This window comes from Pseudomonas sp. PS02290 (genome assembly GCF_029960075.1).
Taxonomy (GTDB): Bacteria; Pseudomonadota; Gammaproteobacteria; order Pseudomonadales; family Pseudomonadaceae; genus Aquipseudomonas.
The window spans coordinates 15,503-37,480 of sequence record NZ_JASCOY010000011.1 but is presented as its reverse complement, the minus strand read 5'-3'; the positions used below and the strand labels follow the sequence as shown (position 1 = coordinate 37,480).

The window sequence follows — 21,978 nt, the reverse complement described above, 5'->3', positions numbered from 1 at the left end:
GCGCGGGAGGACCATGAAGACGCCGCCCTCTGCGCCCCATATCGCCCAACCCGCCGACCCGCTCGACGACCTGGATGACAACGCCCGGCTGCTGCTTGACCTGCAATTGCATCAGGTTGAATTGCAGACTCAGAACGAGGAACTGCGCGCTGCGCAATCCGCATTGGAAGCCTCGCGCGATCTCTATCTGGATTTGTATGAGAACGCGCCGGTGGGCTACCTGACGCTGACCCCGCAAGGGGTCATTGAAGCCGTCAACCGCACCGGCGAGACACTGTTGACCTACCCACGTCATCGCCTGCTGCAGCGCCGTTTTGCCGGCCGTGTCGTCAGCCGGGACCGCGACCATTGGCAGCAGGTATTCGCCCGGGTCTGTCGCACCGGCCAGGCGCAAGAGTGCGATCTGAGCCTGGAGCGCACCGACGGTACGCACTGGCAGGCGCGGCTGAACTGCGCGCGCCCCGGCGGCGAGTCAAGTGGCATTCGGGTGACCCTCACCGACCTCACCGCGCGCCGCCAGATCGAGCAGCGACTCAACCTCGCCGCCAGCGTGTTCACCCACGCGCGGGAAGGCATCATGATCACCGACCCGGCCGGTGCGATCATCGAAGTCAACGACGCTTTCACTACCATCACCGGCTATGGACGCGAGGAGTCGATGGGCGAGAACCCGCGCTTCCTCGCCTCCGGCAGGACCCCGCGTGCGCAGTACGTCAGCCTCTGGCACAGCCTGCTCTCGGAGCGTTACTGGCAGGGCGACTTGTGGAACCGTCGACGTGACGGATCGGAGTACGCCGCGCGGCAGACCATTACCGCCATCGTCGATGCCCGTGGCGTCACTCAGCATTATGTGTCGCTGTTCACCGACGTCACCGAACTGCACAGCTATCAGCGTCAGCTGGAATACGTGGCCCATTACGACCCGCTGACCCATTTGCCGAACCGCGTCCTGCTGGCCTCGCGCATGCAGCAGGCGATGGCCGATGCTTTGAGCAACGGCACCCGGCTGGCGCTGGGCTACCTGGACCTTGACGGCTTCAAAGCGATCAACGATCTGCACGGGCATGACGTGGGTGATCGGGTGCTGTCCAGCGTGTCGCGACGTATGCAGCAAGCGCTAAGCGATGCCTGCACGCTGGCACGCCTGGGCGGAGATGAGTTTGTGGCGCTGGTTGTCGATCTCGATCAAGTCTGCGACAGCGCTCCGATGCTTGAGCGACTGCTGGCGGCCGCCAGCGAAATGGTGCAGGTGGGCGCGCTGAACCTGACGCTCTCGGCGAGCATCGGCGTCAGTTACTACCCGCAGGACAACGAGATCAGCGCCGATCAGTTGCTGCGCCAGGCCGATCAGGCGATGTATCAGGCGAAACTCGAGGGCAAGAATCGCTTCCGCGTGTTCGATGCGCAGCATGACCAGGAGATGCGTGGGCACAACGCGCGACTGGACCGTATCGATCAGGCCATTCGCGAGGAGGAACTGCGCCTGTATTTTCAGCCCAAGGTCAACCTGCGCACGGGCGCGGTCGTCGGTGCGGAAGCCTTGCTGCGTTGGGAGCATCCGGAGCGTGGACTGCTGTTGCCGGGCAGTTTTCTGCCGCTGATCGAAAGCAGCTCACTGGCGGAAGTGGTCGGGGAGTGGGTGCTCGAAAGTGCCTTGAGCCAGATCGAGTGCTGGCAGCGGGAGGGGCTGCGTCTGGCCGTGAGCATCAACGTTGGGGCACGGCAACTTCAACACCCTGATTTCGTGGCCAACCTGACCGAACGGCTCGCGGCTCACCCTGATGTCGGGCCGGAAATGCTGATGATCGAGATTCTCGAAACCAGCGCGCTGGAAGACGTCGAAGGGGTCTCGCGCACGCTGCGTGCCTGCGAACAACTGGGCGTGAGATTTGCCCTGGACGATTTCGGTACAGGGTATTCATCCCTTAGCTACTTGAAGCGCTTGCCGGTGGCGCAACTGAAGATCGATCAGACGTTCATTCACGGCATGCTCGACGCCCCCGGTGATATCTCGATCCTGCAGGCGATACTGGGCCTGGCCAGTGCGTTCGGTCGCGAAGTCTTCGCCGAGGGCGTCAACAGCCCCGCCCAGGCCTCACGCCTGTTGCAGCTTGGTTGTGAGGTCGTCCAGGGGTTCGGGATCGCCGAGCCAATGCCCGCGACGCTGATGCGCGGCTGGATCGACGCCTGGCTGGCTGACGCGCTCATGCCACACTTACAGATCAGTGACCTGATTGGGGCCGGGCACCGACCGCCTCCGTAGCGCGGGCCTGACCTCGTCGACGGGCGCAGGGGCGAGCTGTCGCCAGCCATAGAAGGCAAGGGCGGTGAGCAGCGCACCGATCCACACAATCACCCCGGCCCAAAACGTGTGCGACATGAAATGCCAGCCCTGCAGGACGCGCGTCGTACCGTAAATGGCACCCAGAACCATCGATGCGTAGAGGATCGCCCGGGCGTGGCGCCCCTGATGACGCCGCGCGACGAAGTACAGCGCGACCATGGTGAAGCCGCCGGAGGCATGCCCACCCGGCCAGCAGCGACCGGCGCCAGCTTCATGGAACAGGCTGAAATTCTCGAACCACTCCCTTTTCTCCATGGTCCCGCCGTACAGCGTGGTTTCCACGGGGCAGTAGATGCTGGTGTGGCTTTTAAAGAAATGGATCATGCCGGTGATGATTGCAAACGACACGACGATGTACAGGAAGTCCCGCCGGTGGCGAGCCGTGAAGCGCAGCACCGGGGCGATGCGCAATGTCTCCAGCGACCTGATCAGCCGGTCGTGCCGCCCGGGTTTGAACAGTGGCCAGATAAACGACAGGATTGAACCAATGATCGCGGCTTCCCCGGTGAGGTCGGGAATGATCCGCGGCCAGCGGTGGGTCAGGTTTTCGAACAGGCGGTTGTGGCCGTAGGGAAACTCGTGATTGGGGTAGTACAGCCAGTTGCTGATCATCTCGTCCAGGGACGTGAGGTCGAAGACCACGAATATCGCCAGCGCAATGGCGATCGGTAAACCCAGGTTCCAGGCATAAAATCGTGATCGTTCGCTTCGCACGTTGAAATGTCCCGATAAGCGTGATTATTAACTTCGTCCGGCCATTGCCGGCCGCTGGTGGAACATAGACACATGCAGGTCAAGCGGCAGTGAAGGGAATGTGAAAACTCTATTCAGATTTGAGGAATGTGTAATTCGTTAGTTGAAGCGCGCGTGTAAGCGTGAAGATTTAACTATCTGCCCGGAATGAATGACTTCTTAATGCCACTGTTTTTTTCACCTGCCGTTAACCAAACGATCATGCATCGCTGTTTACGCTTGCTCCCATTCAAGGACACAGACTTCCATCTGCCGATGGGCTCATAGTCGGAGTAACACGATGCGCGATCATTCCAATGTCCTGCTTGCACTCAGGGCGGGCAAGTTACCTCGAAACCGTCACACAGTTAGAGTGCTGCTGAGCGCTGCGGCCATCGGCGTGTCGCTCCTGCTTTTGACGGGTTACACCTATTGGCCGCGTTCGCCGATTGCCCTCGCCAGCGGTGAGAACATGAACAGGGCAGGGCTTTACGCAAGCTGGAAGAAAGGCGAGGTGGTTGTGCTGGTGCGCCACGGCGAGCGCTGCGACCGCTCTGACAAGCAATGCCTCGGGCCAGAAGACGGGATCACCCGCAACGGCAACCAGGTGTCTGCCGAGGTGGGACGATCATTAAGCCAACTGGGGCTGGACCAGACCGATGTTATCGCCAGCCCGTCCACGCGCACGGAGCAAACCGCCGCAGCCTTGTTCGGTCATCCGGTTGCGTCCCAGGACTGGCTGTTTGACTGCGAGAAGATGAACCTCGGCCGGGTCATGGCGCACAAGGCAAACGACCGTAATCTGGTGGTGGTGACCCACAGCGGTTGCATCGGCCAGATAGAAAAAGAGCAGGGCTATCCCCACGCTGATAACAGCGAATATGACAGTGCAGTATTTATATCGCTGGATAAGCGCAGTCGGCCGGTTATCCGAGGGGTGCTTAATTCCGAGGACTGGAAGCAGTTGGCGATAAAGGGCGGTTAGTAAGCCGACGTGTGCCGCTATTTACAAAGTTGATAGCCGACCCCATACACCGTATGGACCAGCGGGAAGGCAAAACCGTCGTCGACTACTTTTCTGATTTGATGCACGCGAGTGCCGAGGCCGGTGCTCTTGTGAGTGCCTTGTTCGCCCCAGAGCATTTTGGCGATCTCTTCCTTGCTGACAATGGCGGGACTTTTCAGCATCAGCAGCGCCAGTATGTCGATGTTGGTCGGGTTGAGTTTCAGGTATTTGTCCGCGCGGAACGCCCGGTACTTCCCGGTATCCAGCACCAGATCTTCAACAACCAGCATATAAATGATCCCACCCTCGCGACAGTGGCGGGATAGTAGGGCCGCGATTGTCAAAAATTGGTTTGAGGGGTGTGAAGAACTCGTGGGACTGACGCCGGGCCCTTGTTGTGGGACCGGCTTCAGCCGGGAAGGCGTCGACCGCTACACCATCGCTCCACCCGCGACGTTTTTGTATGGCAGCCACTGCTTCTGCGGGATGGGCAATTCACAGGAGTCCCCGCGCCCGATCGGGTAGTAGTGAAATCCGCTGCGCGCCAGCCGCTCGGTGTCGTACAGGTTGCGGCCGTCGAAGATCACCGGTGCGGCGAGGCGTTGCTGGATCAGCTCGAAATCCGGAGCTTTGAACTGTTGCCATTCGGTGCAGATGATCAGCGCGTCGGCATCGTTCAGCGTTGACTCCGGCGTGCCCATCAGAATCAAATCCTTGCGGTTGCCGTAGAGGCGCTGCGTCTCTTGCATGGCCTCGGGGTCAAATGCCCGCACCGTGGCGCCGGCATCCCACAGCGCTTCCATCAGCACCCGGCTCGGCGCGTCGCGCATGTCGTCGGTGTTCGGCTTGAACGCCAGGCCCCACAGGGCAAAGGTCTTGCCGCGCAGATCCCCTTCGTAAAAGGCTTTCACCCGCTCGAACAGTTTGTTCTTCTGCCGCTCGTTGATGGCCTCGACCACCGCCAGCAGGTCGTTGGAACAGTGGGCTTCTCGGGCGCTGTGGATCAGGGCGCGGATGTCCTTGCCGAAGCACGATCCACCGTAACCGCAGCCGGGGTAGATGAAGTCGTAGCCGATCCGTGAATCCGCGCCGATGCCCAGCCGCACCGATTCAACGTCCGCCCCCAGGTGTTCGGCCAGTTCGGCGATCTGGTTGATGAAGCTGATCTTGGTCGCCAGCATGCAGTTGGCCGCGTACTTGGTCAGCTCGGCGCTGCGCAGGTCCATGAACATGATCCGGTCATGGTTGCGGTTGAACGGCGCGTATAACTCGCGCATCACCTTGCGCACGGCATCGCTGTCGCAGCCGATGACGATCCGGTCCGGGCGCCGGCAATCGTTGACCGCTGAACCCTCTTTGAGAAACTCGGGATTGGAGACGATATCGAACTGCAGCAAGCGCCCGGCCTGGCGCAGGGCTTTGTCGATGTGTGCACGCAGGGCATCGCCACTGCCCACTGGCACGGTGGACTTTTCAACGATGATCAGCGGTTCGGAGCGGTAAGTGGCGATGGCCTCGCCAACCGCGAAAAAGCCCCTCAGGTCCGCGGAACCATCGTCCCGGGACGGGGTGCCGACGGCGATGAACAGCACCTCGGCGTGCTCGACCGCCAGCCGGGTGTCGGTGGTGAACTGCAGGCGTTTGTTTTCCAGATTCTCCCGCACCAGGCTGGCCAGCCCCGGTTCGAAAATATGCACCTGACCTTGCCGCAACTGCTCGACCTTGGCCTGATCGATGTCCATGCAGACCACGTCGTGGCCGACTTCAGCAAGGACGGTGGCTTGCACCAGCCCGACATACCCGCTACCGAAAACGCTGATTTTCATGAAGAAAAGCCCTGTGGAGGAGTGCTGGAAATGCGCCGAAGGTTGATGGTCAGCACGCCCATCACGATCAGCATGACGCCCAAAGTTTTCGATCCCGTGAACGTCTCGTTGAAAAATGGCAGAACCGCGGCGAGCGCATACACCAGCCCGTAACTGACGCTGAGCAGGGAATAGGCACGACTCAGCGGAAGGTCGCGCAGGGCCAGCAGCCAGGCGAGCATCGACAGGGCGTAAGCGATGATCGCGGCGCCGATCACCAGCACGGCTGCGGGCTCGAATCGCGCCAGACTCTCCGGCTCAAACCACAGCGCAGGCGAAACCAGACGACTCATGCCCCAGCGCATACCCAACTGCGCCGAACTCACCAGCAGCACGCTGCCCATTGCCCAGACGGTCGCACTCGGCCGGCTCATGCCTGGCGCCCGAGCAGCACAACGCCGGCCAGAATCAGCGCGACACCCAGCCAGTGCACGGCGTCGATGGATTCCTTGAACACAAAGCGGCTGGCCAAAGTGATGAGCACCACGTTGAGCCCGAGCATGGGGTAGGCGATGCCGACCTCCAGGCGCTGCAACACCAGCAGCCAGCCCAGCAAACCCAGGCCCAGACACGCCACTGCCAGCCACAGCCAGAACGAGCGCAACGCGGCGAGCACCCCCGGAAATGTGCCGTGCCAACGCTCCACCGCGCACTTCTGGGCGACCTGGCCCAGACACGTCAGCCCGCAGGTCCCCAACAGCAGCAGCCAGGTCATGGCCCTGTCTTCCCGTAAATGAGGATGATCAGATTGCCTTCGTCGAAGCGCTCGGCGTCCTTGGGCAGCAGTTCGAGTTCGCGCAACTCCTCGTCGCTTCTGCCGCGCATGACCACGCCGACCTGGCCCTCGCGCCGGGCCTGGGTCATCCACTCATCAACCCCTTTAAGAGTGACTTCGCGACCCTTCACGTCGGGATAACCCAAGCCGTATTCCAGCTCGTTCCAGGTGTTGAAAAACGACACGTCGGTTCTGTTCAGGCGCCAGGCCAGTGCCGAGGCAGCGCCCAGGTCATTGCTCAACAGGTGGGTGCTGGCCGCCAATTGCGCCTGATGGGCAAGCACCAACTGGTCAGGCGTCTTGTTGTGCACGACGTCATAGGGAAGTGCTACCGGCAACAGCGCCACCAGCAGCCAACCGCCCAATGCCGGCGCCGTCCAATACTTCAGCGGGCGCAGGCCTTGCAGGGCGTTGCTCGCACACCAGCCGGTCAGGACGATGAGCGCCAGGAACAGGTGCAGCGGTTCGTGGTCGTACAGCGGCTGTTTGATTTGCAGGTACAGCAGCGCCCCGAATCCGAGCAGACCAACGGCGGCGTTGAGCCATCCGTTGACGCGCAACGCGGTGAGCTGACCTTGCTTGAGGCGCTCGATCAGCGCATCGGCCATCAACAGTGCCACCGGCATAAGGCACGGCAGAATGTAGGTCGGCAGCTTGCCGTTGCTGACGCTGAGAAACGCCAGCGGCACCAGCAGCCACAGCAGCAGAAAGCCGATGTCGGGTCGACGCCGGTGCTGCAAGGCCTGGCGGAACGTGACCGGCAACAACCCGGCCCATGGCAGGCAGGACACCACCAGCAGCGGCAGGTAAAACCACCAGGGTTCGGCGTGCTGGGCATCGGCCCCGGCGAATCGCCGCACGTGCTCGTGCCAGAAGAAGAACCGCCAGAAATCGGGTTCCTGCACATGCACCGCGAGCACCCACGGCAGGCTCACGACGATGGCAATCAACACCGCCAGCGGCCCGTAGCGAAGCAGCTCGCCGAGGCGTCGCTGCCAGAGCATGTAGGGCAGGGCGATCATCACCGGCAGCGCCCAGGCAAGAAACCCTTTGGTCATGAAGCCGATGCCGCAGGCCAGACCGACCACGGCCCAGGCGCCCAGTCGCGCACGCCCGCTGCTGTGAACGGCGCACCAGAATCCCACCAGCGTCAGGTTGGCCCACAGGGTGAACTGAGGATCGAGGTTGGCGTAACCGGCTTGCCCGGCAATGAACGCAAAGCTCATGAACAGCAGCGCACTGGCGAAACTCTTGCGCGGGTCGTTCCACATCCGCGCGGCGAGCCAGTACGCGAGCGCCACGCTCAGACCACTGCTCAACGCCGACACGATGCGCACGCCGAACAGGTTTTCACCAAAAATGGCCTGGCCCACAGCAATCAGCCAATAGCCCGCAGCGGGTTTCTCGAAGTAACGCACACCCATGAAGTGCGGCACCGCCCAGTGCCCGCTGTGCAGCATCTCCTGACTGATCTGGGCGTAGCGGGTTTCATCGGGAATCCACAAACCGTGGAACCCCATCGGCAGCAGGTAGAACGCGGCGAAGGCCAGTACCAGCAGGGCGATGTTGCGCTGTTCGGCTTTGATCATCGCTGCACCCCCAGCCAGCCTTCGCGCCCGCGCAAAGCGCCACGCACCAAGTGGCCTGAAGGCAGGTGATCCAGTGAATTCGGCAGCAGCGCACCGAGGGGCTGAAAGTCGATCCCACGGGTTTTCGCCTCACTCAACAGCGCGCGAAAAGCCGGGGCCATGACGATGCCTTCGACCTCGGCATGAACGGTGTAGACGTTCAGCTTCGAGGCTGCGAAGCGCCCGAGGATGTCGTCGTTGAACGCCCGCGCGTCCAGCTGGGGCGAAACCAGTTCGTCGTAGGTCGGCAGGTCCACCGGAATCTGCGGCGTGCCCAAGGTCCCGTCGCCCAGCACCGGCCTGAATATCGACGTGCCCCGGCAGTCGCTGTTGTAGCGAAAACCGAAGGCCTCTTTCGCCTGCACCACACGCTCATCGGCGCGCCAGCCGGCGGCGGCGGAGCAGCTCACCGGGTGGCCGAGAATATCGCTGAGAACGTCAACGCCGCGCTGGATCTGATCACTCAGTTGAGCCTCGCTCCAGCGACCGGCATTGGCCTGCCAGGCATGGTGATCCCAGGCGTGCAAGCCCACTTCATGACCGGCGTCCCGGGCGCGGCGCATCAGCGGCCCGAGGTCGCGGCCAATCGGTTTACCCGGCCACGCGGTACCGGCCAGCAGAATGTCCCAGCCGTACAGACTGGCCGCCCGGGAGCGCAGCATTTTCCAGAGGAATTGCGGACGCGCCAGGCGCCACAGATGGCGGCCCATGTTGTCCGGGCCGACGCTGAAGAAAAACGTCGCCTTGACCTGCGCTTCGTCGAGCAGGTCCAGCAGTCGCGGCACACCGTCGCGAGTGCCGCGCCAAGTGTCGACGTCGATGCGCAGGCCGGCCTTCATCAGCCGCACGCGCCGGTGGTGACGGTCAGTTCGGCCTTTTCGGCCATGGCTTCCCGCAGAAAGAAGTCCAGGGTCTTGCCGATGGTTTCGCTCAGTTCGATGGTCGGCGTCCAGCCGATCAGCCGCTGGGCGTTGGCGATGCTCGGTTTGCGGTGGCTGACGTCCTGGTAGCCCTTGCCGTAGAACGACTGGCTTTCAACCTCACGGAACCCGGCGAAGGGCGGGAAGTTGTGGCGCAGCGGGTGGGCTTCGAACTGGCGCAGCAGCTCGGTTCCCAATTGGCGAATGCTGGCCTCGTTGTCGGGGTTGCCGATGTTGATGATCTGGCCGTTGCAGTGGCCGCCCTTGTTTTCGATGATCCGCGCCAGGGCTTCGATGCCGTCGACAACGTCGGTGAAGCAGCGTTTCTGCGCGCCGCCGTCCACCAGCCGGATCGGCGTGCCTTCCACCAGGTGCAGAATCAGCTGAGTGATGGCCCGCGAACTGCCGATGCGCGCGGAGTCCAGGCGGTCCAGCCGCGGCCCCATCCAGTTGAACGGGCGGAACAGGGTGAACTGCAAACCCTTCTGCCCGTAGGCCCAGATCACCCGGTCGAGCAACTGCTTGGACACCGAGTAGATCCAGCGCTGCTTGTTGATCGGGCCGACCACCAGGTTCGAGGTGTCCTCGTCAAAGCTGGCGTCCTGGCACATGCCGTACACCTCGGACGTCGAGGGGAAGATCACGCGCTTGTTGTACTTGACGCAGTAACGGACGATTTTCAGGTTTTCTTCGAAGTCCAGCTCGAACACCCGCAGCGGGTTGCGCGTGTATTCGATGGGCGTGGCGATGGCCACCAGCGGCAGCACCACGTCGCACTTTTTGATGTGGTACTCGATCCACTCGGAGTGGATGCTGATGTCGCCTTCGATGAAGTGGAAATTCGGCCTGGCGCGCAGGCGTTCGATGGCGTCCGAACCGATGTCCATGCCATAGATTTCGTAACGGTCGTCCTGCAGCAAACGCTCGGACAGGTGATTGCCGATGAAGCCGTTGACCCCGAGGATCAGCACGCGGGTGCGCCGGACCGGGCGGCGCGGGTCAATGCCCTGCAAGCGCGAACCCTCCACCAGACCGAACTCCCGGGCCAGTTGCGCGCCACTCAGGTACAGGCCGTCGTCGCCGCGCTGACCGGCACTGATCACCAGCGAGCCTTCGCCGCACGCAATGCGCAACGGCTCGCAACCGAGCACGGTGCCGGGCGCTTCGCCGGTGTAGCCGGTCTCTGGGCGCGCGGCCCAGACAATCAGTTTGTGCTCACCCACCGGGCAGAAAGCGCCGGGGTAGGGCTGGGTCACCGCCCGCACCAGATTGCCCAGCCGCGTCGCCGGCAGCGACCAGTCGATCAAGCCGTCGGCAGCGGTGCGCCGGCCGTAACAGGTGGCGGCGGATTCATCCTGGGGTGTCCCCGACAACTGACCCCGGGCAAGCAATGGCAGGGTTTCCGAGAGCAGGTCCGCCGCGGCTTCACGCAACTTGCCGTGCAGGGTCAGCGCCGTTTCTGTCGGGCTGATGGCGATGCGTTGCTGGGCGAAGATGGGCCCTGCGTCGGCGCGCTTGACCATCTGATGCAAGGTCACGCCGGTTTCGCTTTCGCCGTTCACCAGCACCCAATTGGCCGGCGCCCGGCCCCGATACCTGGGCAGCAGCGAACCGTGCAGGTTGAACGCACCGTCTTTTGCGCAGGCCAGCAGCGGTTCGCTGAGCAACTGGCGGTAGTAGAAGGAGAAGATGAAATCGGGTTCAAGCCGGGCGATGCGCTGAAGCCACAGCGGGTGGTTGGGGTCTTCCGGGGCGTGCACGGCAATCTCGTGTCGAGCGCACAGCTGGGCCACCGAGCCGAAGAAGGTTTTTTCCTTGGGGTCGTCGGCGTGGGTGAACACCGCAGCGATCTCATACCCGGCGTCGAGCAGGGCCTGCAGGCCAACGCAGCCAATATCGTGGTAAGCGAAAACGACAGCTTTCTTGTTCATGGCGCAACCTTGTGGGCGTAAGCGGGGGCAGAAGCGGGGGCGTCAAGCGCAATCACCGGGGACCCGCGCACGACTTTTTCAATGAAGAAACGCGGCCGTGCGCGCACGTCGCTGTACATGCGGCCGAGGTATTCGCCGAGCAGGCCCATGCCGATGAACTGCCCGCCGGTGAACACGAACAGCACCGCAAACAGGACGAAGGTGCCGTGCCCGGCCCACGGTGCGCCGAAGATGAGTCGCAGGGCGACCAGCGCCAAAGCGAACAGCACGCCGAGCAAGGCCATGCCAAAACCGACGATGCTCAGCAGGCGTAGGGGCGTGGTGGTCATGCAGGTGATCAGGTCGAACATCAGGTTGATCAGGCGCATGGGGCTGTATTTGGAATCGCCGTACTCGCGTTCGGCGTGCTCGACCAGGATTTCCGTGGTGTGCCGGGCGAAGCTGTTGGCCAGAATCGGGATGAAAGTGCTGCGCTCCCGGCAGGCGAGCATGGCGTCGACGATGTTGCGTCGGTAGGCGCGGAGCATGCAGCCGTAGTCATTCATCGCCACGCCGGTGGAGCGCTGCACGGCCAGGTTGATCAGTTTCGACGGCCAGCGCCGCCAGGCGGAATCCTGCCGCTGGTTGCGCACAGTGCCGACCACGTCGTAGCCCTGTTCGGCGAGTCGCACCAGACGGGGAATCTCTTCGGGCGGGTTCTGCAGGTCGGCGTCCAGGGTGATCACCACGTCGCCCTTGCACTGCTCGAACCCCGCCATGATTGCCGCGTGCTGGCCGTAATTGCGATTGAGAATGACCGCCACCACGTGGCTGCCTTGTCGCTCGGCGGCCTCTTGAAGCAGCTCGGCCGAGGCGTCGCGGCTGCCATCGTCGACCAGGACGATTTCGTAGGCGCAGTTCAACAGGGCGCAAGCGGCCTCGGTGCGGCGCAGCAACTCGGGCAGGCTCTGTTCCTCGTTGTAGACCGGGATCACAACGGACACACAGCGGACGGGATAGGCTTTCAAGGGCGCGCTCCGACGATGGATTCAATGGCACCGACCACGCGCTCGACATCGTCGCCGGTCATGTCCGGGAACAGCGGGATCGAACACAGCCGCGACGAATTCCATTCGGTGTTCGGCAGGTGCACGTCCGGGAAACGCTGGCGGTAATAGCGGTGCAGATGGGTGGCGATGAAGTGAATGCCGGTGCCAATGCCGCGCTCTTGCAGGGCTTTCATAAACCCGTCGCGGTCCAGACCGCAGCGCTCGGGGTCGATGCGCAGGATGAACAGGTGCCAGGCGTGTTGTTGCGGGTAAACGGGCTGAGAGAGCGGCATGACCCGGCTGTTTCCCAGTCGCTGCAGATAGTGCTCGGCGAGCCGGCGGCGTTGCGCGTTCATGTGATCGAGCCGGTGCAGTTGCACGAGGGCCAGGCTGGCGTTGATGTCCGCCAGGTTGTATTTGAAGCCGGGCTCGATGACTTCGGCCTGGGGTTTGCGGCCCAGGGTCAGGCGGTCGTAGGCATCGACGCCGAGGCCGTGGAATTTCAGCTGACGCACCCGATCTGCCAATACGGCCAGATCGGTGACCAACATCGCGCCTTCTGCGCAGGTCATGTTCTTGATCGCATGAAAGGAAAAAATCGCCGTGCCACAGCTGCCCACCGGCCGGCCGTTGTAGGCCGTGCCCGCCGCGTGGGCGGCGTCTTCGATGACGGCGATGCCGTGGCGCTCCGCGAGGGCATAAATCGGGTCGAGATCACAGGCCGCGCCGGCGTAATGCACCGGGACAATGGCTTTGGTGCGTGGGGTGATGGCCTGTTCGATCAGCGCCGCGTCGGTCATCAGCGTGTCGCGGTCGACATCGACAAACACCGGGGTGGCGCCCAGCAGGCAGATCATGTTGGCGGTCGAGACCCAGGTTTGCGAGGGCGTGATCACTTCATCACCGGGTCCGACGCCCAGGGCGAGCAAGGCGATGTGCATGGCGCCTGTCGCCGATGAAACCGCGACGGCATGCCGGGCACCGACCCGTTCGGCGAACTGCGCTTCAAGCTGCTGGCATTCGGCGCCCGTAGTGATCCAGCCGGAGCGCAGCACGCGGGTCACCGCCGCCACTTCTTCATCGCCGATACTGGGGCGGGAAAAAGGAAGAAAAGCCTCATTCATAAAGAGGACGCCCCACTGAAGTTCAAGTTTTGAACACACTCGTCCGCTGGCGCCACTGTGCACCGGCTGGAAAGTCATTTAAATCGCGTGCAGGTATTCATCACAGTGCCGTAATGGGCACCGCGTCATCTATGTGACTTATTCATCAGATGACCAGATCTCATCAAGTAGTTCGGGTATTGCGTTATCCGGAGGTTAATCTCGCCAATATGAAAATAACGTGGGCGCTGCGTCAGTTTTCCGTGTGTGTTCTTCAGTACGCCATAGCCAGTCGCTACGGGGCTATCAGCTGAATGTGACGGTTGTTCGAGTATTGTTTTTGTTTCGGGTGGCGTATTAAAAAACGGGCTGTTATTTAATGTTCAGACAGCTTGGGTTCAGCATTTCGATAGTTGTCGACAGAGGGCTATAAACAGCCGAATTGGCCAATGTTTTTTAACCGCTCCATTCAAGTTATTTGGCACTTGCGGATGCCCGTTCCGCTAAGTTAGCGCCCGGATACTTAATCGGAGCTGAACATGAAGCATGCTCGGGCGAGGCTGCAGGTCACCGCACTGGATGCATGCAGTGCTTTTTAGTGGGACCGGCTTCAGCCGGGAAGAGGCCCGTGCACTCACCCACAATTTTGCAGCGCGCCACCTGACGCTTTCCCGGCTAAAGCCGGTCCCACAATTCGCGGCGCACGCGATACTTCTGAATGCACGCAATGCTTTTTAGTGGGACCGGCTTCAGCCGGGAAGAGGCCCGTGCATTCACCCTCAATTTCGCAGCGCGCCACCTGACGCTTTCCCGGCTAAAGCCGGTCCCACAATTCGCGGCGCACGCGATCCTTCGATTGCTCAGCGCATCAACCGACCTGAGTCCAGTGGGTTTTCGGCGGTTCTGACCCCGGAACGTGTCCGGGCAGGCGCACGAAAATACTGTAGCGGGTCTTGTTTTCGATGGCCTCGAAGGCCGCCAGTTTGTCGATCAGCGCGGCGTTGACCACCTTGCCCGCGTTCAGCAGCAGCATGCCGTTGTCGGCGTTCAGGTTGCGCACCAGGATCATGCCCGGCACCAGCTCGCGGGTGGTGACGGCCTTGACGGTCGGGTCGTTGAGCACCGCATCGTCCAGGTACGCTGCGCAGGCCTTGGCGAAATCCTCGATCAGGCCGGGGTCGTAGAGCTTGCCGGCGTAGCGGCGGATGAACAGCAAGGCCTCGCCGCTGCTCAGGTGTCTTTCCAGAATCAGCCCGCGCTGCAGTTCGATGAAGTCCACGGCCAGCTTGAGCAGCCGTGCGCCGTAGGGAATCGCTTCACCCTTGAGGTGCGCCGGAAAGCCGCTGCCGTCCCAGCGCTCCTGATGATGCAGAATCAGACTGGCAGCGTCCTGGATGGGTTCGAGGGTCATCAGCAACGATTCGCTCTGCCGCGGGTAACTGCGCCAGGTGTCGCGGTCGGCGTGGCTGACCATGTCCGACGGCGTGTTGATCAGCGCGTCGCTCCAGCCGAGCTTGCCGATGTTGTACAGCGCGGCGGCCATGCACAGGTCGCGGCGGGTGGACTCGTCCAGATTGAGTTGGCTGCTGCACGCGTTGATCAGGTCGATGACGTCGCGATTGGTCTGCTTGTCCACGGGCAGTCGCTGATTGACCAGCATCGAAAACACCTCGGTGCCGGTGGCGTAACTGTGCTTGAGCTCCTCGTAGGCCAGATCGAGCATGTCGGCGGTCTGCTGCAATTCGGCGGTGCGCGCCAGCACGCGTTTTTCCAGGGTGGCATTGAGGCTTTTCAGCTCATCGTTCTGCCGTTGGGTGAGCTGTTCAAGGCGCTGTCTTTCGCGTTCGGAAAACTGGAATGCCAGGGACTGACGCAGGGTCAGCACCAGCTCTTCGTCGGTCCAGGGCTTGGCGATGTACCGATGCACATGGCCCTGGTTGATGGCTTTGACGATGGTTTCGAGGTCGGCGTAGCCGGTCAGCAGGATGCGTGTGGTGTCCGGGTACAGGCTGTAGACCCGCGCCAGCAGCGCCGCGCCGTCCATGCCTGGCATGCGCGCGTCGCTGACGATCAGATCAACCGGCTTTTCGGCCATGATCGCCAGGGCCTGTTCGCCGCTGGTGGCCAGCAGCAGGTCATAGGGTTGCTCGCGAAGCAGGCGGCGCAGGCTGTTCAGAATCGATTCTTCATCGTCCACCAGCAGGACGGTGGGGCGGTGCTGCAACGAAACACTGGTTGAGGCTTCCATGATTGACCCCGTTCGTACCGACATCGTGCCCGTGCCCTGGCTGCCATCCTGACTGACATCATCACCGGCAAGGACAGCTGGATGCCGCAAGATTAGTTGAGATATCGCGACTCTTCGCGGCTTTTGCGCAATATAAATCGCCCCCTCAACTTCACCTTCGGCAGGCCGACACAAGGGCATGAGTCCACGGATTGAGGCGCTTGGTCGATCATGTTGCTCCTGCAGATATTCTCGATCATTTCCGTCTGCCTGCTGGTGCTGCTGGGTCGCTGGCTGCTGCACAGTTATCAGGTGATCAATCGGGTCAACGAGGACCTGCGGGCGGCCAACGAAGGATTGGAGCAGCGCGTCGAGGAGCGCACCCGGGAATTCAGACAGGCCAGTCATGCGTTGCAGGTCGAGATCGACGAGCGCAAGCAGCTGGAGAGCCAGTTGATCGGCGCTGAAAAGCTCGCCTCACTGGGGCAGATGGCCGCCGGCATCGCTCACGAGATCAACAACCCCATCGGTTTCATCTCGTCGAACCTCGGCACCCTGGCGGTCTATTTCGGCAAAATCCAGGAAGTGCTTGAGGCCTACAAAGCGGCCGAGGATCAGCTCGGAGTGGCTGGGGTGCTTGAATCCCTCAATGCCCTGAAAACGCGCCTGGACCTGGCCTTTGTCGAGGCGGAAATCCCGTTGTTGATTCAGGATTCCCGGGAGGGGGTGGCCCGCGCCGCGCAGATCATCAAGGACCTCAAGGACTTTTCCCGGGCCGACACCCACCCGCAATGGCAGTGGGCGAGCCTGCAGCGGGGTATCGATTCGACGCTGAACATCGCCGCCTATGCGGTCAGGTGCAAGGCGGACATCGTCAAACACTATGTGCCGTTGCCGGACATCGAATGCCTGCCGGCGCAGCTCAATCAAGTGATCATGAATCTGGTGGTGAACGCGGCCCAGGCGATTGGCCCGGAGCGCGGCACCATTACCTTGCGCAACGGCGTGCAGGGGGACAGCGTGTGGCTTGAGATCAGCGACACCGGGAGCGGCATTGCGCCGGACGTGCTGCCGAAGATTTTCGACCCGTTCTTCACCACCAAACCGGTGGGCCAGGGCACCGGGCTGGGGCTGTCGCTGTCGTACGGGATTGTGCAAAAGCATCGCGGAACGATCAGCGTGCGCAGCGTGGAAGGGGTCGGCACGACGTTCCGTATCGAGCTGCCGATTCAGCAGCCGCGCCCTGAAGAGGGCGCAGTGAACTGAACGTCAGACGTGCGCCATTCCGGGCACGTCCATGTTGATCCGGCGCCAGGCGGCTTCGGCAAAGCTGTACACCGAAAATGCGATCAGCCCCAACGCCATGACCATCAGCACCACGCCCCCGGCGGGCAGGTTTTGCAGGGCGTTGAGCGCGTCTTTCAGACCGGGCGGGTGCATCGCCTGATAGCTCGAACCGCTGATGGCCAGCAGCACGCCCATTTCGACAAACGCCACGCCGCGCGCGATCAGGCCGAAGCGGGACACCGGGGTCACGTATTTCATGACCTCTTCGTCGGCCTCGAAATACTTCTCGAACGAGGCTTTCCAGCCCTTGAAGAAATGCGCGATGCCGACGCCAAGGGGCACCAGCGCAACGAGGTAGACCACCAGGTTGGAGTGTTTCCACGACAGCAGGGTGGCGAGCAGGTCTTGGGTCTGACCGCCGCCGCCACCGCCGGAACTGCGCAGGCCGTCGATCAGCAGGCCCAGGGCAAAGAACGCCAGCGCACCGTTGACCAGCCCACCCGCGAGCAGCCCGCCACGGATCACCAGGCCCTTGAATTCGTTGCCGTGATGGTCCACGTCCCGCGTCGCCTGCAACACGCGCCAGGCGGCAAACGCGAGCAGGCCCGCCACCACCAGCCCCACCAGAATGTGACCAAACGGTTGGCTGAACAGGGCTTCGAGGCTGCTGTGGCTGTCTTTGGGGCGTGACGAATCGCGGGCAGCCAGCAAGGCGAAAATGCCGATGATCAGGTACAGAACGCCGCGGGCGGCGTAGCCCGATCGGGCAAGCAGGACAAGGGTGTGATGCGGGGACATCGAAGGTTCTCCGGTTAAGCAATAGATGAGCAGACCCGGGAGCGCGCAAGGGGTTCGATCAGGTTGCTTTTTGCAGGACCGGCATCCAGCGGGATCCCGATGGCTGCACGCGATGCTAAAACCAAAGCGATCAACTCGCCGCAGATTGAATGCGCTGACGAATCCAGGCGCGGCTGTGCTCCAGCACGCGGTCGGCCATCATGGTCGGGAAATGGATGAAACCGTGGGGCGCGTCGGGCAACAGGTGCACTTCGACGCCGGCGGTTTTCGCCCAGCGGTCCGCCATTTGCAGGGTGTCATCGCGCAGCGGGTCCAGTTCGCCGACCCACATCAATGCGGGCGGGAAACCGGATAAGTCCCCATACAACGGCGACAGCGGCGGCGCCTGACGCTGGGCATCGGTGGTGTCTGGCGTCAGCAGGCGCAGGGCGGCAACCATGCCCGGTCCGTCCAGCACCAGCGTGTCCTTGCCTGCCGCTCGCACGCTCGGCGTGCCGGTCAGGTCATAAACCCCGTAATAGAGCAGGGCGCCGCACACCCGCTTGAACAGCTCGGGCCAGGCCTTGAGCTGCAGCAGGGTCGCCGCCGCCAGATGCCCGCCCGCCGATTCGCCGACAACGATCACCGGCAACCCGGCGAACTCCGGGCAACCGTCACCCAGCAGCCACCGCGCCGCGACCAGGCAGTCTTCCATCAGCCCTTCGACCGGCGTTGACACCGCCAGCCGATAATCGACCGAAACAACGGCCACATCGCACGCCCGCACCATGGCCATGTTCAGGTCGTCGTTCATCTGCGCGTTGCCGATCACCCAGCCGCCGCCATGAATGTCCAGCACCACGCCTTTGGCCTTGCCCTTGGGCCGGATGATCCGGACCGGCACGCGATGACCGTCGATAAACGCCGTGGTGCGTTCGGCGTGCAGGCCATGGCGGGCCAGCTTCGCCGCGCCATTGAGCTGGCCGACGCGCAACAGCGACTGAATCAAAAGCGGGGTGAAGCGGTTGCGGATACGAAAGCGCGGCAGCCAGGCCAGCTTCTGGTTGAAGCGCCGCGCCTGCGCCAGTTCGTCGTCGGGAAAATGCAGACCGTCGTTGCTGTCCAATTGCGTGCTCTCTCTCGGGCTCACACCCGCCAGTGTTGGGTACTGACTTGGGCTTCGTCCGAGGCTGAGAGTTTCACGTGCGTGACCACAACAGTTGACGCCTGCCGCAGCGTATATGCCGGGGCGATCGTGCATGGCCACGATGTATCTGCTCGTGCCCACGCTCTGCGTGGGCATGCCTCCCGAGACGCGCCGCGTCATCCCGCCCCCAGACCTTAAACAGCCGCCAACGAACGGACGCGGAGCGTCCGGGGCGGCATTCCCACGCGGAGCGTGGGAACGATCAACAAACTACCGGCTACCCATCGGCGGCGTCGGCTTGATCAGCTGCAGCTGCTGACGATAGTCATCGGTCACTTGCCGCGCCTGGCTGTTGCTGGTGATGACCCGTGGGGTGATCAGCACGACCAGTTCGGTGCGCTTCTTGCTCTTGCTGGTGTTGCCGAACAGCCAGCGCAGGCCCGGGATGCTGCCCAGATACGGCACGGCGGACACGGTGTCGGCGTTGTCCTGTTTGATCAGGCCGCCGAGCAACACGGTCTGACCGCTCTGCACCGCCACCTGGGTCGACACCGAGCGGGTCGAGATCCGCGGGTTACCGTTGGCGTCAGTCGACGTGTCATTGGCGTCGCTGACCTGCTGCTGGATGTCCATGTACACCAGGCCGCCCGGATTGATGCGCGGCACGACGTCGAGGATGACCCCGGTCTGCACGTATTCGACGCTGCTCAGGGTAGCGGTGGTGGCCGAGGTGTTGACCGTGGTCTGGCTGATCGGGATGTTGTCACCGACCTGAATCTGCGCCTGCTGGTTGTTCATCACCACCAGCGACGGCGCCGACAGCACTTGCGTGCGGCCGCTCTGTTCCAGCGCGTGAAGGGCGATCTGCAGGTTATTGCTGACGAACGAATAAAACAGCGAATCGGTGGCGCCGAGCCCAGCACCGCCGCCGCCCAATGCGCCCTGACTGCCAGCGGTGTTCGCCACGGTGGTGCTGGTGGAATTGCCGGCCAGACGGCCGAGGTACCACTGCACGCCAAGGTCCAGCTCGCCGGTCAGGTTGACTTCAAGAATCCGCGTCTCGATCTGTACCTGCATCGGCGCGTTGTCCAGGCGCTTGATGGCGGATTCGATCTCCGCCCACTGGGCCGGACGCGTGCGGATCAGCAACTGGTTGCTGCTCTGCTGGGCGGTGATGCGGGTGCTGTCGTCCAGACGCTTGCTGGCGACAGAACCGCTGGCCGCGGCGTCCGAGCTGTCGCCCTGACCGCTGCTGTCGGCGCTGTCTTCGGACGTCTCGCCGTCCTGCTCTTCATCGCCTTGCTGAGTGCCGGTTTGCAAACCACCATTGGCGCCACCCATTCCTGAACCCATGCCGCCACCGATCCCGGAGGAGCTGCTGTTCAGGCCCTGACCGCTGCCGCTCAGGCCGCCGCTGCTGCCGGTGCCACTGCCGTTCAGCGAGGACAGCGAACGGGTGCGCAGACCCGGTGCGACCTTGGCCGCGCTGTCGTCCTTGATCTGGCCGTTGCCGTAGATCTGCCGCAGGTATTTGGCCAGGTCCGAGGCCTTCATGTTGCGCACGTCGTAGACGTACATCTGCGGCTCGTTGCCGCCGCCTTCGTCGATGGTGTGAATCCAGTCGCCGACTTCGCTCAGGTAGCGCGGCTGGGAAGAAATCGCCACCACCGAGTTGGTCCGCTCGATCGGCAGAAACTTGACCATGCCCGCCAACGGCATACCGCTGTCCGGGCCGAACATCTTCTGCAGTTCGGGCATCAGCTCGCCGACGCTCGCGCGTTGCAGGCCGTAGACGGCGATGGACATGCCCTTGAGCCAGTCGACGTCGAAGGTGTCGATGGTGTCCTGATAATTGGCCAGTTCATCCGGCGTACCGGCGAGGCTCAACACGTTGCGCGCCGGATCGACCAGCAGGAACGCGTTGTCCCGGGCGAAGGGCTTGAGCAGCTTCTGCATCTCGGTGGCCGAGATGAAACGCAGCGGGAACAGCCGCGCCGACAGCCCGGTGGACGGTCGCGCCACCGGCATCTCTGGGACCAGCTTGCCGGCAACGGCCTGATTGGCCGGCAGGATCACGTAACGGTCGCCCTGGCGGATCATCGCGTTGTCGGTCCACGACAGCAGCGTTTCCAGAATCGACAGCGCCTGCTGCTTGTTCACCGGCTGCGAGGTCGAGAAGCTGACGTCGCCTTTTACGCCCTGATTGATGCTGTAGTTCTCGTGCAGCAAATCGCCGAGCACGGTGTTGATCACCGCTTCGATGGGCTGATTGGCGAAGTTGAAGGTGATGTCACCGGCCGGCGCCGACGCGCCTTTTCCACCCGCGCCGGTCTGGGCCGGGCCCGCACCGCGTACGAAGGTCTGGTTGCCACGAATGATCTGCTGGCGCGCGGGCGCAGGCTTGGCGCCGGGGTTGTTCGGGCTCGGCGCTTCAACCGGATCGCTGACCGGGCCTCGCTGCGAGCCGGTGCCATTGAGTGCTTCCTGCATCAGGGCCGGATCGTTTTCAAAACGTTCCGGGGTGGACGCGCATCCAGCCAGGGCCACAGCGGTGGCCAGGCACAACAACGGGCTGCGCAGACGGGAAAACTCAGGGGTGCGATTGTTCATGGTGTGGGTACGTTTGGAAGAGTAATAGGGGGGACTTTCGACGGCGGCGGAAGGCGCAGCATGGGCAGACGCAGTTCGCGGGTCTGGCCCTGATGGCTGAAAGTGGCGTGTTGCGGCGTGACCGAATCCAGGGTCCAGCCGTTGTCCAGGGTGCTGCCGACGGCCAGCTTCAGGCGGCGCTTCTGCGGCAACTGCAGCAGCACCCACTGTGAGGCGCCGTCGATGATCACGCCGCTCAGGCTGATGCCGTCCAGGGACGAGGCCTGGGATTTGCCGGTGACCAGATCAGGCTTGCGATCCGGGCTGAACATAGACTGCTGCCACGTCAGCGCAAGGGCCTGGGCCGGCAGCGCAGGCAATGCCGCAGGCCCGGCCGATGGTGTGGCTTCGCGCGCTTCGCCGGCCGGCAACCAGTCGATGTCCTGACCGGCGCCCATGCTCAGGCTGACGGCGACGGCGGCGAGGGCAACCGTGGCCGCGCCGAGCGCGAGGGTAAGGGAGTCGAACTTCATGCGTCAGGCTCCTCGGACGGTGTCGGTGGTTCAGGTTGTTCATCCAGATCGGCTTGCTCGGCGGGATCAGGCTGCTGCCGGGATTC

General features: G+C 62.8%; 16 protein-coding genes and 2 pseudogenes. 3 read left to right on the top strand and 15 right to left on the bottom strand.

What is annotated here, in order from left to right:
- Positions 1–13: 13 nt before the first annotated feature.
- A complete protein-coding gene (locus tag QMX88_RS08160) occupies positions 14–2,263 on the top strand; it encodes a putative bifunctional diguanylate cyclase/phosphodiesterase (protein ID WP_282368055.1) in 2,250 nt (749 codons plus the stop codon).
- Here QMX88_RS08160 and QMX88_RS08155 read toward each other — a convergent pair.
- Entirely contained in the window at positions 2,216–3,058 is an 843-nt protein-coding gene (locus QMX88_RS08155; RefSeq protein WP_282368053.1) for a phosphatase PAP2 family protein, read from the bottom strand. The genes QMX88_RS08160 and QMX88_RS08155 overlap by 48 nt on opposite strands.
- Positions 3,059–3,476: 418 nt before the next feature.
- Between QMX88_RS08155 and QMX88_RS08150 the strand changes: the two genes are divergently transcribed.
- Positions 3,477–4,061: a histidine phosphatase family protein gene (locus QMX88_RS08150; RefSeq protein ID WP_282368051.1), complete on the top strand. Its 585-nt coding sequence runs from the start codon at positions 3,477–3,479 to the stop codon at positions 4,059–4,061.
- Positions 4,062–4,078: 17 nt separating this feature from the next.
- On the opposite strand, the gene QMX88_RS08145 is transcribed toward QMX88_RS08150, so the two are convergent.
- The 10 genes and pseudogenes from QMX88_RS08145 to QMX88_RS08100 form a co-directional block, all read right to left on the bottom strand.
- Positions 4,079–4,372, bottom strand: coding sequence for a winged helix-turn-helix domain-containing protein (locus tag QMX88_RS08145; RefSeq protein WP_282368048.1), 294 nt, complete (start codon positions 4,370–4,372; stop codon positions 4,079–4,081).
- A gap of 141 nt (positions 4,373–4,513) precedes the next feature.
- Positions 4,514–5,908, bottom strand: coding sequence for a UDP-glucose dehydrogenase family protein (locus QMX88_RS08140; protein ID WP_282368047.1), 1,395 nt, complete (start codon positions 5,906–5,908; stop codon positions 4,514–4,516).
- A pseudogene (gene arnF, locus QMX88_RS08135) lies at positions 5,886–6,291 on the bottom strand (4-amino-4-deoxy-L-arabinose-phosphoundecaprenol flippase subunit ArnF). Before arnF ends, QMX88_RS08140 begins: the two are co-directional and overlap by 23 nt.
- 26 nt (positions 6,292–6,317) lie before the next feature.
- Complete coding sequence (locus QMX88_RS08130) at positions 6,318–6,662, bottom strand: EamA family transporter (RefSeq protein WP_282368045.1); 345 nt, start codon at positions 6,660–6,662, stop codon at positions 6,318–6,320.
- Positions 6,659–8,311: a lipid IV(A) 4-amino-4-deoxy-L-arabinosyltransferase gene (gene arnT / locus QMX88_RS08125; protein WP_282368044.1), complete on the bottom strand. Its 1,653-nt coding sequence runs from the start codon at positions 8,309–8,311 to the stop codon at positions 6,659–6,661. Before arnT ends, QMX88_RS08130 begins: the two co-directional genes overlap by 4 nt.
- Positions 8,308–9,189, bottom strand: coding sequence for a 4-deoxy-4-formamido-L-arabinose-phosphoundecaprenol deformylase (arnD, locus tag QMX88_RS08120; RefSeq protein WP_282368042.1), 882 nt, complete (start codon positions 9,187–9,189; stop codon positions 8,308–8,310). Before arnD ends, arnT begins: the two co-directional genes overlap by 4 nt.
- Entirely contained in the window at positions 9,189–11,201 is a 2,013-nt protein-coding gene (gene arnA, locus QMX88_RS08115; RefSeq protein WP_282368040.1) for a bifunctional UDP-4-amino-4-deoxy-L-arabinose formyltransferase/UDP-glucuronic acid oxidase ArnA, read from the bottom strand. Before arnA ends, arnD begins: the two co-directional genes overlap by 1 nt.
- Positions 11,198–12,208, bottom strand: coding sequence for an undecaprenyl-phosphate 4-deoxy-4-formamido-L-arabinose transferase (gene arnC, locus QMX88_RS08110; protein ID WP_282368038.1), 1,011 nt, complete (start codon positions 12,206–12,208; stop codon positions 11,198–11,200). The genes arnA and arnC overlap by 4 nt, the downstream gene beginning before the upstream one ends.
- Positions 12,205–13,353 carry a UDP-4-amino-4-deoxy-L-arabinose aminotransferase gene (gene arnB, locus QMX88_RS08105; protein ID WP_282368036.1) on the bottom strand — a complete coding sequence of 383 codons (1,149 nt, stop codon included), beginning with the start codon at positions 13,351–13,353 and terminating at the stop codon, positions 12,205–12,207. The genes arnC and arnB overlap by 4 nt, the downstream gene beginning before the upstream one ends.
- A gap of 847 nt (positions 13,354–14,200) precedes the next feature.
- Entirely contained in the window at positions 14,201–15,580 is a 1,380-nt protein-coding gene (locus QMX88_RS08100; RefSeq protein WP_282368034.1) for an HD domain-containing phosphohydrolase, read from the bottom strand.
- A gap of 336 nt (positions 15,581–15,916) precedes the next feature.
- On the opposite strand from QMX88_RS08100, the pseudogene QMX88_RS08095 reads away from it, so the two are divergent.
- Positions 15,917–16,825 (top strand): annotated as a pseudogene (locus QMX88_RS08095) (ATP-binding protein); the annotation flags it as partial.
- A 3-nt stretch (positions 16,826–16,828) separates the two neighbouring features.
- On the opposite strand, the gene QMX88_RS08090 reads toward QMX88_RS08095, so the two are convergent.
- The 4 genes from QMX88_RS08090 to QMX88_RS08075 form a co-directional block, all read right to left on the bottom strand.
- A complete protein-coding gene (locus tag QMX88_RS08090) occupies positions 16,829–17,644 on the bottom strand; it encodes a DUF1206 domain-containing protein (RefSeq protein ID WP_282368032.1) in 816 nt (271 codons plus the stop codon).
- 130 nt (positions 17,645–17,774) lie between these two features.
- The gene (locus tag QMX88_RS08085; RefSeq protein ID WP_282368030.1) at positions 17,775–18,749 is read right to left on the bottom strand and encodes an alpha/beta hydrolase; all 975 of its coding nucleotides are present in this window, start codon (positions 18,747–18,749) and stop codon (positions 17,775–17,777) included.
- Between the two features lie 291 nt (positions 18,750–19,040).
- A complete protein-coding gene (gspD, locus tag QMX88_RS08080) occupies positions 19,041–21,380 on the bottom strand; it encodes a type II secretion system secretin GspD (RefSeq protein WP_282368028.1) in 2,340 nt (779 codons plus the stop codon).
- A complete protein-coding gene (locus QMX88_RS08075) occupies positions 21,377–21,892 on the bottom strand; it encodes a general secretion pathway protein GspN (protein ID WP_282368026.1) in 516 nt (171 codons plus the stop codon). Before QMX88_RS08075 ends, gspD begins: the two co-directional genes overlap by 4 nt.
- Between the last annotated feature and the right edge of the window lie 86 nt (positions 21,893–21,978).